This is a genomic window from Pseudomonas sp. 3A(2025), from assembly GCF_054589175.1.
The window spans coordinates 143,744-156,714 of record NZ_BAAILM010000039.1; the positions used below are offsets into that span (position 1 = coordinate 143,744).

A 12,971-nucleotide genomic window follows, 5' to 3' on the forward strand; every position below is an offset into this window, starting at 1 on the left:
CGGGCCTCGTCATTAGGGGGTCGTCTGGCGCAGCAGCAAGGTGCCGTCGCGCTGGGTGAATTCGAGTTGTTTCATGGCACTCATGCCCAGCAGGATCTCGTTGCCGTCCAGGCTGGGGGTGACCAGTGCACGCACATTGCGCAGGACGATATCGCCCAGTTGCACGCGGTCCAGGTGGGTGCGAAAGCCCTGCACGCGGCCATTGGCGGTGCTGACGGTGACCGGCACGCCGCGCTCAAGGCCCAGTTCGTCAGCCAGCTCGCCCGGAATCGCGACATCGGTGGCGCCGGTGTCGATCATGAACTGCGCGTCACGCCCGTTGATTTTCGCGGTGCCGACAAAATGCCCCTGGCGATTGCCCGCCAGGCGCACTTCGATCGCGCCATTGGCATGCTCGGAGACCATGCTGCTATTGGGGTTGTGTTGCTTGTCTTCCCAGTCGCCAAAAAAGCGCGTGGCCAAAAAGATCCCCGCCGCCCAGGCCACGATCATCAGAATCTTGCCGGCACGCCGGCCGGGAACCGCTTGATTCATGGCGCACTCCAGCCGCGTGCGGGCGCTGCGAAGCGCCACACGACGGGTCGTTTTTCACCATCGGCGCGCGCACCGAAGTTGTTGTCCGTGCCGATCCAGGCACCGGTTTCGTCGACCACCAGCGCCTCGGTCAAGCCATACGGCTGATCGTAGCGGCGCTGCGGTTGCCGGGCTTCACGGCTGAACGCCCAGCAACGCTCGATCTGCCCGTCCTCCAGGTCGCGTCGGCATATCCGGTACACCGAGCGTTCAAGCGTGTAGAGCTTGCCGTTGTACAACGACAGGTCGGCAAAGTCGCTGGATGTGTCCCGGTGACGCAGGTTGCTGGTCTGCACACGATCGACCTCGGCATACAGTACACACGTCGGCTGGCAATGCCATTTCTCGCCGTCACGACTGACCACCAGCAGGCCACGCGCCTCGCGCTCTGCCGCCAGCCAGACGCGGTCGCCCTGCGGATTGACTGCAATGCCTTCGAAAATGGCGTTGAAGCGTTGCAGCATGCCCTTTGCACGGGCCTGCTCGACCAGCGCCGGCGGCAAGGCCAGCCAGCTGGCAGCACCTTGCAACGGAAGCTTCAAGACGGCGGCGTGGGCTTCACTGACCAGATAGCGATTGCCTGCGGCATCGCAGCTCACGCCCTCGTAGTCCATGCCACCGCCGCGCACCACCGTCGACATACTGGCCATTGCCCGCAGGCTGGCCGGCAAGTTACTGGGCGGCTCGGGCACCTCGAAGTGTTCGGCCTCGGCCTGCCACACGGTTTGCGTACGGTCCAGGCGATAGATCACCCGGTCGTCGCGGTCCGATACCGTCCACAACTGCCCGTTGCACAGGGCCAGCCCTGAAAGATTGCCGCCGACCATGCCCTCCACCGGATGCTCGGACAGCAGTTGGAGCTGTTCGAGCGGCACCAGCGCGTGGGCCGGTGCCGCCAGCAGGATTAGCGCGGCAAGACAGGCTAGCCTCAACTCAGGACCTCGGCCAGGTTGCCTTTGGCCTCAAGCCAGGCCTTGCGGTCCGAGGCGCGCTTCTTGGCCAGCAGCATGTCCATGATCTCTGTGGTCGCGGCAAAGTCGTCCAGGGTCAGCTGGACCAGGCGCCGGGTATTGGGGTCCATGGTGGTTTCGCGCAACTGTGGCGGGTTCATTTCGCCCAGGCCCTTGAATCGCGTGACCTGCGGCTTGCCGCGCTTCTTCTCGGCCACCAGCCGGTCGAGGATGCCGTCGCGCTCGGCTTCGTCCAGCGCATAGAAAATCTCTTTGCCCAGGTCTATGCGGTACAGCGGCGGCATGGCCACATAGACGTTGCCGGCATCCACCAACGGGCGGAAATGCTGGACGAACAAGGCACACAGCAAGGTTGCGATGTGCAGGCCGTCGGAGTCGGCGTCGGCCAAAATGCAGATTTTGCCGTAACGCAGCTGGCTGATGTCGGTCGAGCCCGGGTCGACGCCAATGGCCACGGCAATGTTATGCACTTCCTGGCTGGCAAGCACCTCGCCGCCATCGACTTCCCAGGTATTCAGAATCTTGCCGCGCAACGGCAGGATGGCCTGGAACTCCTTGTCCCGCGCCTGCTTGGCCGAACCGCCGGCAGAGTCGCCCTCGACCAGAAACAGCTCGGAGCGCGCCGGGTCCTGCCCGGCACAATCGGCCAGCTTGCCGGGCAGTGCCGGCCCCTGGGTGATGCGCTTGCGCTCGACCTTCTTGCTGGCTTTCAGGCGGCGGCCGGCGTTATTGATCGCCAGCTCGGCCAGTTGCATGCCCAGGTCAGAGTGGGTGTTGAGCCAAAGGCTGAAGGCATCCTTGACCACACCCGAGACAAACGCCGCCGCTTCACGCGACGACAGCCGCTCTTTGGTCTGGCCGGAGAATTGCGGCTCTTGCATCTTGGTCGAGAGCACAAAGGCGATGCGCTCCCAGACATCTTCCGGGGCCAGCTTGACGCCACGTGGCAGCAGGCTGCGGAACTCACAGAACTCGCGCATGGCATCGAGCAGGCCCTGGCGCAAGCCGTTGACGTGAGTACCGCCCTGGGCGGTAGGGATCAGGTTGACGTAGCTTTCCTGGACGCTGTCGCCACCTTCGGGCAACCACAGCAAGGCCCAGTCGACGGCCTCTTTATTACCGGCGAAGCTGCCGCAGAACGGCTCGTCGGGCAGGCGCAAAAACTCGGTGACCGAATCCTGCAGGTAAGAGCGCAGGCCGTCCTCGTAATGCCACTCGACCTTCTCGCCGGTGGACTTGTCTTCGAAACTGACCAGCAGCCCCGGACACAACACCGCCTTGGCCTTGAGTACATGCTTGAGGCGGCTGACAGAGAATCTGGGGCTGTCGAAATACTTGGGGTCCGGACTGAAATACACACTGGTGCCGGTGTTGCGCTTGCCCACTGTCCCGACGACCTGCAAATCCGAGGCCTTGAAGCCGTCGGCGAAGGTCATCTGGTATTCGTTGCCATCGCGCTTGACCTTGACCCGCACCTGGGTCGACAGCGCGTTGACCACCGAAATGCCCACACCGTGCAGGCCACCGGAGAACTGGTAGTTCTTGTTGGAGAACTTGCCGCCGGCGTGCAACTTGGTAAGGATCAGTTCGACCCCGGACACGCCCTCTTCAGGGTGAATGTCCACCGGCATGCCGCGGCCATCGTCGCTGACTTCAAGGGAATGGTCGGCGTGAAGAATGACCTGCACCGAGCGCGCGTGGCCGGCCAAGGCTTCGTCGACGCTGTTGTCGATGACTTCCTGAGCCAGGTGGTTGGGCCGCGAGGTGTCGGTATACATACCCGGACGCTTGCGAACCGGGTCGAGGCCCGAGAGGACTTCGATGGCATCGGCGTTATAAGAACTAGCGCTGGGAGTGGCCATGGGGTCTCGTCATCAATGGTTCATGAAATATCGCATCTTCACATGCCTGCTTTTCAGAGCTGTGAAAGGTCAATCGCTTGCAGCACCTGCGGGGCAAAACCGGCAATCGCCAGCAGCTCTGGCAGACGCGCGGCAAAGCCTTGGTAGCTGTGGTCACCGCCTTGCTGGATATCAAGGCTGCAACCTTTGTAAAACGATTCGGCGCGGCGGTAATCCAGCGTTTCGTCGCCGGTCTGCAACCACACCCGGATCTGCTGCGGGTCGCTGGGTGCCGGCACCTGCAGATCGGCCAGTGCCTGCACATGGTCCAGAGTCAGTTCCCAACGCTCACCGGTGTACAGGTTTTGCTGGGTCCCCAGAAAACCGTCGAACAACTGGTGCGGATTGACCGCCGGGTTGATCAACACGGCTTTTAGCCCGTGGCGCTGCGCAAGATGGGTCGCATAGTAGCCGCCGAGCGAGCTGCCGACCAGCAGCGGCCGACCCAGGGCTTCAATCGCCTGCTCCAGCTGGCCGATGGCCTGACGGGGGTGGTGATGCAGTTCTGGCACTTGCAGGTGCGCTTGCAAGCCCAGCGAGCGCATCAGCGTCGTCAACCAGGTCGCCTTCTTCGACAGGGCCGAGCTGTTCAGGCCGTGTATATAAAGCACAGAGGGGTTATTGCCGGTCACGTCATGCCTCCGGTAACTCGCAGCAGAGCAAAGCTGCGTAGTTTACAGGAGTCAGAGGACAGAAACGCACTGCAACTGTATCAATAGCCAGTGCCGGTGTAATCGACGCCGAAATCCGCCGCTGCCAGCCTGTTGACGCCGGTCTCGAGCCGTCCGTCGTCATGCAGGCGTAGCCAGCGATAGCCGGGCGCAGCCGTGTCGAGGCCGAAATCCTCGCTGCCCGGCGCAAACTGGATGCAGGTCGACGGTGTCGCCAGCAGCCGCACCCCCTCGCGCACCTGGTCGAACGCCTGGTGCACATGGCCCCAGAGCACTGCGCGCACTTGAGGGTAGCGATCCAGGACGGCGAACAGCGCCACGGCATTGTGCAAGCCGATCGGCACCATCCAGGCACAGCCAATAGGCACGGGATGATGATGCAGGCACACCAGATGATGGCGATCAGGCGCCTCGCTCAGCGATTGCTCGAGCAATTGCAACTGATCGTCTTCCAGATGACCGAACACCGAGCCCTCGACCTCCGAGTTGAGCATCGTGACCCGCCAGCCGCCGATGTCGGTCACCGGCACCAGCACATCGGTGCCGTGCGCCGCCTCGTGCATCTGCGCCCATTCGTCATGATTGCCCGGCAACCAGCGCACCGGCACGCCCAGTGGCTCGCTCATCTGGCGAAAGGTCTGATACGACTGCACCGTGCCGTCCTGGGAAATATCCCCGGTCATCAGCAACAGATCGATTTCTGGCTGCTCGGCCTGCACCAGCTCAAGCACTTTTTCCAGGCCGTCACGGGTATTCATACCCATCAGCGTACCGCTCGCCTCGGCGAACAGATGACTGTCGGAAAGCTGGACCAGCAGGACTGAGGAGTCCTTGATAGATGAACTCGGCAACGGCCGTCTCCCTGGAACGATACGTTGCGATTATGGTGGGTGATATCGGGTACGGCAAACCGGGAATGAGTAGCCGGTCACACTGGCAAACATTCTCCGTGCGGCAACGCCAGACAAGCGGGAACGAGGCCGATTCGAGCCGCAAATGTTTTTTTGGCATTTATACGCGCATCAAGATCGGCAATCTGGCGACTGACAGGGACTTTTGCTTGATTCGCGTCCATGATCACTCCGTAAAAATTCCGGCCAGGCTTATCGAAAGACCTATGCGGCCAAGTAATACCGATCAATTGAAGGAACACGGTCAATGGTAGGAGGGGGCTCTGCCCGCGATGACGGAGGTAAAGCTACTGCCAATGTGCGGACTTTACTGGCCCTTTCGCGAGCAGAGCTCCCTCCCACATCATGATCTGTGTTTACTGCGCGACAGCGCGACGCCAAGACGGCGGGGGATTTCTACCGCACCGCCTCATACTCATGCCCGCACGCCAGACAATGGCTCAGCCACTCACCCAGAAACAGGTTGAGCTGGGCCTTTTCGTCGGGCTGGTGCATGTGGGTATTGGGGTACGGGTAGATGCCGCGAAAGCGCCGGGCGTGTTCGGCGCCGATCACTTCGGCCATGCGCGCGTCGTGATAAACCTGCACTTCAAGGCGCGGCACCGGTAGCCAGGGCAGGCTGTGCTCCTGGCTGACCTGCAAGGTGGTGGTATAGGGGCAGTCGAGCAGGACTTCGACTGCCAGCACGCCGAGCATTTGCTCGCCTTGAGTCACTGCTACACGACGCGAGCTTTTTTGTGTGCGCATGTCGGGCAACAGGCGCATCAGGCGGGCATAGTTGGCCTCGCATGCTGCCTGCAGGCCGGCAAGATCGACACGATAGCGCTCGCGCAAGAGATTCACGACCATAGCCCCCTTATTTCAGCGCGGTTCAAGGCCAGCCATTGCAAGGCAATGATGGTTGCCGCGTTCATGATCCGGCCATCGGCCACAGCCTGCAATGCGTCGTCGAACGACCAGACCGTAACGCGGATGTCCTCCCCCTCCGATTCCAGCCCGTGCACGCCACCGGCGCCCTGGCTGTCGCATTGTCCCAGGAAAAGATGAACATATTCATCGCTGCCGCCCGGCGAAGGAAAGTACCGGGTAATCGGCCACAAGGCCTGGAATGCCAGATCAGCTTCCTCTTCTGCCTCGCGATGAGCAACCTCTTCCGGTTGCTCGTCCTTGTCGATCAATCCGGCGACCAGCTCGATCAGCCACGGGTTGCCGACTTTCTCTAGCGCACCGACGCGGAACTGCTCGATCAGCACCACTTCGTCACGCCTGGCATCGTACGGCAACACGCAAACGGCATCGTGACGCACGAACAGTTCACGGCCGATTTCACGGCCTGTACCGCCATTGAACAGCTCATGGCGCAGGTAAAGCTTGTCGAGTTTGTAGAACCCCTGAAAGCAGGTTTCACGGCGGGTGATTTCAAACGCCGTCGGGGTCGATCGGGTAGTGGTTTGGGTCATGGAGGTCTCGCTGCAGGACGCTTTGGCTTCGGGCCATCCTAACGCGCATCGACCACCGGATGCAGCCCCCCTTCAAAATGCAGGGTAGACGCGCAGGCGCCAAAGCATTTCTAATCCGCCCAGTGGCGAACCGAAAGCCGGGTTTGCAGTCCAAGCAGCCTGCATACGCACGCCACATGCGTTTTTTCCGAAACCGCCAAGGATCATCAATGTCGTTATCGAAGATCGCCGCACTGGCTTGCCTGGCCGTTACGCTGGGTGCCTGCCAAAGCCTGTTCACACCCAATATGCGTGCCCCGCTGCAAGTGGAGCGCGAAGCCTGGGAGCAGATCAAGCCGGGCTGCAGCAGCGACGATTGCCCGCTGGTGAACATCGATACCGTGCACTTCCCCGCCGAACCGCGGCTTGACGCCATCGTGCAGAAAAACCTGCTGCAGATGGCCGGCAGCGAAGCAGGCACGGCCCCGGCGGCCACGCTCAAAGCCTACGAACAACAGTTCTTGAGCAGCGCACAGGGCCGCAACAGCAGTTACTTGCAGGCCAAGGTCCGCGAGCAGCATGACGGCATTGTGGTCATCGAGCTGTCGAGCTACCTGGACACCGGCGGCGCGCATGGCGACCCGGGTCGCGCAGTGTTCAGCTATTCGCGCCAGCAACAGAAAGTGCTGACCCTGGCCGACATGGTCGTGCCGGGCAAGGAAGCCGAGTTCTGGGACAAGGCCCAGCTCGCCCACCAGGCCTGGATGACCTCGACCAAGGTCAATGAAGACCCTGAGTTCATCAAGACCTGGCCATTCAAGCGCACCCCCAATGTGGCCCTGACCTACGGCGCGGTGATCCTCAAGTACCCGGTGACCACCATTGCGCCCTATGCCATGGGCCATATCGAGCTGAAGATTCCGTATCCGCAGCTCAATGGCGTGATCAAGCCGGAGCTGTTCCCCGGTCGCGGCTGACACCGCGCCCCAGCACCAACTGCAGCAGGCCGGCGGTGAACAGCGCCGGCAATGTGGCGCCGATCTCCGGGTACAGATTGGCCAGCAAGTGATAGGTGCTGACCCCGCCCAGCCAGGCCAGCAGGCTCAAACCGCGCAGGCCCGGCACCTGAGCCGGCGAACGACGTCGGCGCAGGACGAAGTGGTCGACCAGTACCACACCGAACAACGGTGCGAACAGCGAGCCGATCAGCAGCAAAAAGCTCTCGTATTGCGCCAGCGGCGCAAAGCAGGCGATCAGCGTACAGAGCACACCAATCGCCAATGCCAGGTGCTCGACCTTGAGCCCCGAGAGCATGGCGCTCGATACCGCCGCCGAGTGAATATCGGCAAAGGCCTTTTCCGACTCGTCGAGCAGCACCAGCAGCAGCGGAATGCCCATTCCGGCGCCGGCCAGCGCCAGCAGCAAGGCATTGGCTTCGCCATCCGAAGCAAACGCCAGGGTGTAGCCAACGCCCAGGCTCATCAGCCAGCAGTTGCCGATGAAATAACCTAGCACGGTGCCGAAGAACACCGGTTTCGCCTTGCGCCCGAAGCGTGAGTAATCGGCAATCAGCGGCAACCACGACAGCGGCATGGCAATGGCGATGTCCAGCCCGGTCGCAAACGGCATCGAGCCGTCGCCGCCACGTGCCCAAAGCGCCGCCAGATCGGCCTTGGCCAGCAAATTCCAGGTCAGCCACAGGCAAGCACCGAGCAATAGCCAGATGCCCCACTGACGCAGGATCTTGCGCACGAAGGTCAGCGGCCCGCTGACCGCGAGCAAGGTGGCAAGGCCACCGAAGAACAGCGCCCACAGCAGCGGGCTGGTCCACAGACCGCCTTCGCCGAACGCCCGCGCCCCCAAGAGGCTGGCGGCATCGCGCATGACAATGATCTCGAACGAGCCCCAGCCCACCAGTTGCAGCAGGTTGAGGATCGCCGGCAATACTGCCCCGCGTCGCCCGAGGCTGAGCTTGAGCGAGGCCATGGACGAAAGCCCGGTGTCGGTGCCGATCACCCCGGCGCTGGCCAGCAGCAAAACACCGACCAGCGTGCCCAGCGCAATGGCCAGCAACGCACCGCTCATGCCCAGCCCCGGTGCCAGCAACGCACCGGTTTGCAGAACCATCAGGCCGATGCCGAGGGAAAACCACAGGGAAAACAGATCGCGCCCACCGAACACCCGCCGCTCGGCGGAGACAGGCAGGTCGGGGGAATAGGTGCCGGGTGTGTTCACATCAGAATCTCAATGGGTGGGTGGCCTGTAGGAGCGACCTTGGTCGCGATCGGCTGCGCTAGCAGCCGTAAATTTTCAGAGCTTTGACGATTTTTGTGAGCGCTCCGCGCTCAATCGCGAGCAAGCTCGCTCCTACAAGGGTTGTGTGTTTAAACCTTCTGATAAAGCTGGCTGCCTTCCTGTTTGAAGCGCTCGGCCTGTTCGCGCATGCCTTCTTGCACCGACACATCGACGCTGTCGATGCGCTGGTTGGCGGCGTATTCGCGTACTTCCTGGGTGATCTTCATCGAGCAGAATTTCGGCCCGCACATCGAGCAGAAGTGCGCGACCTTGGCCGAGTCCTTGGGCAGGGTTTCGTCGTGGTAGGCACGTGCCGTGTCCGGGTCCAGGCCAAGGTTGAACTGGTCTTCCCAGCGGAATTCAAAGCGCGCCTTGCTCAAGGCGTTGTCGCGGATCTGTGCGCCCGGATGACCTTTGGCAAGGTCGGCAGCGTGAGCGGCGATCTTGTAGGTGATGATCCCGGTCTTCACGTCATCCTTGTTCGGCAGGCCCAAATGCTCCTTGGGTGTGACGTAACAGAGCATGGCGCAGCCGAACCAGCCGATCATCGCTGCACCGATGCCGGAGGTGATGTGGTCGTAGCCCGGTGCGATGTCGGTGGTCAGCGGGCCAAGGGTGTAGAACGGCGCTTCGTCGCAGCACTCAAGCTGCTTGTCCATGTTCTCCTTGATCAACTGCATCGGCACGTGGCCCGGGCCTTCGATCATGCATTGCACGTCGTGCTTCCAGGCGATCTTGGTCAGCTCGCCAAGGGTTTCCAGCTCACCGAACTGCGCCGCGTCGTTAGCGTCGGCAATCGAGCCCGGACGCAGGCCGTCGCCCAGCGAGAAGCTGACGTCGTAAGCCTTCATGATTTCGCAGATGTCGTCGAAATGGGTGTAGAGGAAGTTCTCTTTATGGTGCGCCAGGCACCACTTGGCCATGATCGAGCCGCCCCGGCTGACGATGCCGGTGACGCGCTTGGCGGTCAGCGGCACATAGCGCAACAGCACGCCGGCATGGATGGTGAAGTAGTCGACGCCCTGCTCGGCCTGCTCGATCAGCGTGTCGCGAAACAGCTCCCAGGTCAGGTCTTCGGCCACGCCGCCGACCTTTTCCAGCGCCTGGTAGATTGGCACCGTGCCGATCGGCACGGGCGAGTTGCGGATGATCCACTCGCGGGTTTCGTGAATGTGCTTGCCGGTCGACAGGTCCATGACCGTGTCCGACCCCCAGCGAATGCCCCAGGTCAGCTTGGCGACTTCCTCTTCGATGGACGACCCCAGCGCGCTGTTGCCGATGTTGCCGTTGATCTTCACCAGGAAGTTGCGGCCGATGATCATCGGCTCAAGCTCGGTGTGGTTGATGTTGGCCGGAATGATCGCCCGCCCGCGGGCGATTTCTTCGCGCACGAACTCAGCGGTGATTTCCTTGGGGATACTGGCGCCAAAGCTGTGCCCGGCGTGTTGCTGCTGCAACAGGCCGGTGGCGCGGGCCTCTTGCAGTTTCATGTTTTCGCGGATGGCGACGTATTCCATCTCGGCGGTGATGATGCCCTGGCGCGCGTAGTGCATCTGGCTGACGTTGGCGCCGGCTTTGGCGCGGCGCGGCTTGTGTACGTGGGCAAAGCGCAGCGCAGTCAGTTCGGCATCGTTGAGGCGTTGCTGGCCAAAGTTCGAACTCAGGCCGCTGAGCAGTTCGGTGTCGTTACGCGACTCGATCCACGGCGTGCGCACATCGGCCAGGCCTTTGCGCACATCGATGATCACATTGGGATCGGTGTAGGGGCCAGAGGTGTCGTAGACGGTGACCGGCGCATTGATTTCGCCGCCGAAATCGGTCGGCGTCACGTCCAGGCTGATTTCGCGCATCGGTACGCGAATGTCCGGCCGCGAGCCCTGCACATAGATTTTCTGCGAACGGGTGAAGGGCAATACCGAGCCCGAGTCGACCTGGGCCGATTCACTCAGATGGGGTGCGTTTTTTGATTTTGTACTCATCACGGTCTCTCCTGACATCCTGGGCGGATTGATTGTCGGAGTGACCTGAACAGACGGGGGGCGCGCTTTATAAAAACAAAGACGCAGAGCATCGCAAGAAGGCGGGTGTTCGAATAAATTGAACGCACGACCCCGGACGACACTCAAGAGGACTCGCCGGGAGCGAGCAATCTTGTTCCCTACGCAGGCGTTAACCTGATCAGGTTCAACGGGATCCGGTTTAACCGATCTCAGCCTCATAGCAAGGCACCCCGACAAGAACGGCGCCAGTCTATGCCGGCCAGGGGGCCAAGCGCCAGTCCCCTTTGCAACACCTGCGATAAATGGCCGATATGACCGATTGTTGCGCCCAACGTCAGGCTCTACACTCGCAAGCCCGGTCCGACTGCATTATTTTCAGGAAAAGGAAACGCCTCATGCTGCGCAAACTGTCGTGGGTCATCGCTGTGTCGTTTGCTTCAAGCCCCCACGCCTGGGCCTACGATGCCCCGCTCACCGCCAGCACCGGGCTGGTCAATGTCTACCAGCAGGCAGTGGACAACAATGCCGACCTGGCGGCAGCCCGCGCCGATTACCAGGCGCGCAGCGAAGGCGTACCGCAGGCCCGCGCCGGCCTGCTGCCGAACCTCTCGGCCAGCGCGCAGAGCAACAACACCCGCACCAGTATCGATCAGCCCCGGGCAACCATCAGCCGCAGCGGCACGGTGTATCAGGCGACCCTGAGCCAGCCGCTGTTCCGCGCCGACCGCTGGTTCCAGTTGCAGGCTGCAGAAGCGGTGAACGAGCAGGCGGCGCTGGAGTTGTCGGCCACCGAGCAGAACCTGATCCTGCAATCGGCGCAGCTGTACTTCACGGTGCTGCGCGCCCAGGACAACCTGGCCACCACCAAGGCCGAAGAATCGGCACTCAAGCGCCAGCTCGACCAGGCCAACGAACGCTTCAACGTCGGCCTGTCGGACAAGACCGACGTGCTCCAGGCCCAAGCCAGCCACGACACCTCGCGGGCCAACCGGATCATCGCCCAGCGCCAGGTCGACGACGCCTTCCAGGCGCTGGTCACCCTGACCAATCGCCAGTACAGCGCCATCGAGGGCATGGTTCACAGCCTGCCGGTGCTGCCGCCCTCGCCCAACGACGCCAAGGCCTGGGTCGACACCGCCGCCCAGCAGAACCTCGACCTGCAAGCCAGCAACCATGCCGTGGAAGCCGCGCAGCAGACCGTGCGCCAGCGCAAGGCCGGCCACGCACCGACCGTCGATGCCGTGGCCACTTACCAGCGCGGCGACAACGATGCGCTGGGCCTGACCAACCCCAACTACACCGGGCAAAACTATGGCGGCGATGTCGAGCAGCGCACGATTGGCGTGCAGTTGAACATTCCGTTGTACAGCGGCGGGCTGACCAGCTCGCAAGTGCGTGAAGCCTATGCGCGCCTGACCCAGAGCGAACAACGCCGCGAGGGCCTGCGCCGCCAGGTGGTGGAAAACACCCGTAACCTGCACCGCGCGGTGAACACCGATGTCGAGCAGGTACAAGCCCGCAAGCAGTCGATCATCTCCAACCAGAGCGCGCTGGAGGCCACGGAAATCGGCTATCAGGTCGGCACCCGCAACATCGTCGATGTGCTCGACGCCCAGCGCCAGTTGTATGCCTCGGTGCGCGATTACAACAACACCCGCTACGACTACATCCTCGACAGCCTGCGCCTGAAACAGGCCGCCGGCACATTAAGCCCGGATGACTTGCAGGACCTGGCCCGCTACCTCAAGCCCGACTACAACCCGGACAAGGACTTTTTGCCACCGGACCTGGCCGAAGCCGCGCGCAAGAATTTCGAGCGCCCGGCGAAACGCTGATAACGGGCGATTATTTGGCCAGTCGGGCAATCACATCCAGTAACCGTTGCAACGCGCCCTGATTGGCTTTCATCACCTGCAACCCGGCATCGCTCATGCGGCGGGCCTTTTCGGGATCGTCGAACAAGCTCTGCACCGCTGTCGCCAATGCTGTCGCGTCGCTGGCTTCGAGCAAGGCGCCAGCGCTGCGCAGCATGGCGGCGATTTCGAGGAAGTTGAACAAGTACGGTCCGCTGAGTACCGGCTTCGCCAACGCCGCCGGCTCCAGCAGGTTATGCCCGCCATTGGCGACCAGGCTGCCGCCGACAAAGGCGCAATCGGCCAGCGCGTAGAGAAACAGCAACTCGCCCATGGTGTCGCCGAGCAGCACGGCGG

The 12,971-nt window shown here is 62.2% G+C and carries 13 protein-coding genes and 1 riboswitch; of the genes, 2 read left to right on the plus strand and 11 right to left on the minus strand.

What is annotated here, in order from left to right; all coding sequences use genetic code 11:
* Positions 1 to 12: 12 nt before the first annotated feature.
* The 8 genes from ACYP2A_RS16275 to ACYP2A_RS16310 all read right to left on the minus strand — a co-directional run bounded on the left by ACYP2A_RS16275 (position 13) and on the right by ACYP2A_RS16310 (position 6,487).
* On the minus strand, positions 13 to 534 hold the full coding sequence (locus tag ACYP2A_RS16275; RefSeq protein ID WP_459746541.1) for a retropepsin-like aspartic protease family protein: 522 nt from the start codon (positions 532 to 534) through the stop codon (positions 13 to 15).
* Positions 531 to 1,505: an esterase-like activity of phytase family protein gene (locus ACYP2A_RS16280; protein WP_459746542.1), complete on the minus strand. Its 975-nt coding sequence runs from the start codon at positions 1,503 to 1,505 to the stop codon at positions 531 to 533. Before ACYP2A_RS16280 ends, ACYP2A_RS16275 begins: the two co-directional genes overlap by 4 nt.
* On the minus strand, positions 1,502 to 3,406 hold the full coding sequence (gene parE / locus ACYP2A_RS16285; protein WP_459746543.1) for a DNA topoisomerase IV subunit B: 1,905 nt from the start codon (positions 3,404 to 3,406) through the stop codon (positions 1,502 to 1,504). The genes ACYP2A_RS16280 and parE overlap by 4 nt, the downstream gene beginning before the upstream one ends.
* A gap of 53 nt (positions 3,407 to 3,459) precedes the next feature.
* Entirely contained in the window at positions 3,460 to 4,077 is a 618-nt protein-coding gene (locus ACYP2A_RS16290; RefSeq protein ID WP_459746545.1) for a YqiA/YcfP family alpha/beta fold hydrolase, read from the minus strand.
* An 80-nt stretch (positions 4,078 to 4,157) separates the two neighbouring features.
* Positions 4,158 to 4,967 carry a 3',5'-cyclic-AMP phosphodiesterase gene (cpdA, locus tag ACYP2A_RS16295; RefSeq protein ID WP_459746547.1) on the minus strand — a complete coding sequence of 270 codons (810 nt, stop codon included), beginning with the start codon at positions 4,965 to 4,967 and terminating at the stop codon, positions 4,158 to 4,160.
* A 77-nt stretch (positions 4,968 to 5,044) separates the two neighbouring features.
* Positions 5,045 to 5,191 (minus strand): hypothetical protein, encoded by a 147-nt coding sequence (locus tag ACYP2A_RS16300; RefSeq protein ID WP_459746548.1) that lies wholly within the window; start codon positions 5,189 to 5,191, stop codon positions 5,045 to 5,047.
* A 232-nt stretch (positions 5,192 to 5,423) separates the two neighbouring features.
* Positions 5,424 to 5,876, minus strand: a complete 453-nt coding sequence (locus ACYP2A_RS16305; RefSeq protein WP_056840639.1) for a DUF1249 domain-containing protein — start codon at positions 5,874 to 5,876, stop codon at positions 5,424 to 5,426.
* Complete coding sequence (locus tag ACYP2A_RS16310; protein WP_459746552.1) at positions 5,867 to 6,487, minus strand: NUDIX domain-containing protein; 621 nt, start codon at positions 6,485 to 6,487, stop codon at positions 5,867 to 5,869. Before ACYP2A_RS16310 ends, ACYP2A_RS16305 begins: the two co-directional genes overlap by 10 nt.
* Before the next feature lie 209 nt (positions 6,488 to 6,696).
* Here ACYP2A_RS16310 and ACYP2A_RS16315 point away from each other — a divergent pair, with 209 nt between their 5' ends.
* Positions 6,697 to 7,443 (plus strand): RsiV family protein, encoded by a 747-nt coding sequence (locus ACYP2A_RS16315; RefSeq protein ID WP_459746553.1) that lies wholly within the window; start codon positions 6,697 to 6,699, stop codon positions 7,441 to 7,443.
* Here the strand turns inward: ACYP2A_RS16315 and cytX are convergent.
* Together cytX and thiC are read right to left on the minus strand one after the other, a co-directional pair.
* The gene (cytX, locus tag ACYP2A_RS16320) at positions 7,412 to 8,701 is read right to left on the minus strand and encodes a putative hydroxymethylpyrimidine transporter CytX (protein WP_459746557.1); all 1,290 of its coding nucleotides are present in this window, start codon (positions 8,699 to 8,701) and stop codon (positions 7,412 to 7,414) included. The two genes, ACYP2A_RS16315 and cytX, sit on opposite strands and share 32 nt — an antisense overlap.
* 149 nt (positions 8,702 to 8,850) lie before the next feature.
* A complete protein-coding gene (gene thiC / locus ACYP2A_RS16325) occupies positions 8,851 to 10,740 on the minus strand; it encodes a phosphomethylpyrimidine synthase ThiC (protein ID WP_459746558.1) in 1,890 nt (629 codons plus the stop codon).
* A gap of 159 nt (positions 10,741 to 10,899) precedes the next feature.
* Positions 10,900 to 11,004: riboswitch (TPP riboswitch) on the minus strand.
* Between the two features lie 152 nt (positions 11,005 to 11,156).
* Between thiC and ACYP2A_RS16330 the strand changes: the two genes are divergently transcribed.
* The gene (locus ACYP2A_RS16330) at positions 11,157 to 12,596 is read left to right on the plus strand and encodes a TolC family outer membrane protein (protein WP_459746559.1); all 1,440 of its coding nucleotides are present in this window, start codon (positions 11,157 to 11,159) and stop codon (positions 12,594 to 12,596) included.
* Positions 12,597 to 12,606: 10 nt separating this feature from the next.
* Here ACYP2A_RS16330 and ACYP2A_RS16335 read toward each other — a convergent pair.
* Positions 12,607 to 12,971 (minus strand): glycosyltransferase (locus ACYP2A_RS16335; protein ID WP_459746561.1); only part of this gene is annotated, 365 nt, incomplete at its 5' end.

What these genes read in the sequence shown, in the direction of transcription:
- ACYP2A_RS16275 (WP_459746541.1), bottom strand. Translation starts at nt 534, where the DNA reads ATGAATCAAGCGGTTCCCGGCCGGCGTGCCGGCAAGATTCTGATGATC.
- parE (WP_459746543.1), bottom strand. Translation starts at nt 3,406, where the DNA reads ATGGCCACTCCCAGCGCTAGTTCTTATAACGCCGATGCCATCGAAGTC.
- ACYP2A_RS16300 (WP_459746548.1), bottom strand. Translation starts at nt 5,191, where the DNA reads ATGGACGCGAATCAAGCAAAAGTCCCTGTCAGTCGCCAGATTGCCGAT.
- ACYP2A_RS16305 (WP_056840639.1), bottom strand. Translation starts at nt 5,876, where the DNA reads ATGGTCGTGAATCTCTTGCGCGAGCGCTATCGTGTCGATCTTGCCGGC.
- ACYP2A_RS16310 (WP_459746552.1), bottom strand. Translation starts at nt 6,487, where the DNA reads ATGACCCAAACCACTACCCGATCGACCCCGACGGCGTTTGAAATCACC.
- ACYP2A_RS16315 (WP_459746553.1), top strand. Translation starts at nt 6,697, where the DNA reads ATGTCGTTATCGAAGATCGCCGCACTGGCTTGCCTGGCCGTTACGCTG.
- thiC (WP_459746558.1), bottom strand. Translation starts at nt 10,740, where the DNA reads ATGAGTACAAAATCAAAAAACGCACCCCATCTGAGTGAATCGGCCCAG.
- ACYP2A_RS16330 (WP_459746559.1), top strand. Translation starts at nt 11,157, where the DNA reads ATGCTGCGCAAACTGTCGTGGGTCATCGCTGTGTCGTTTGCTTCAAGC.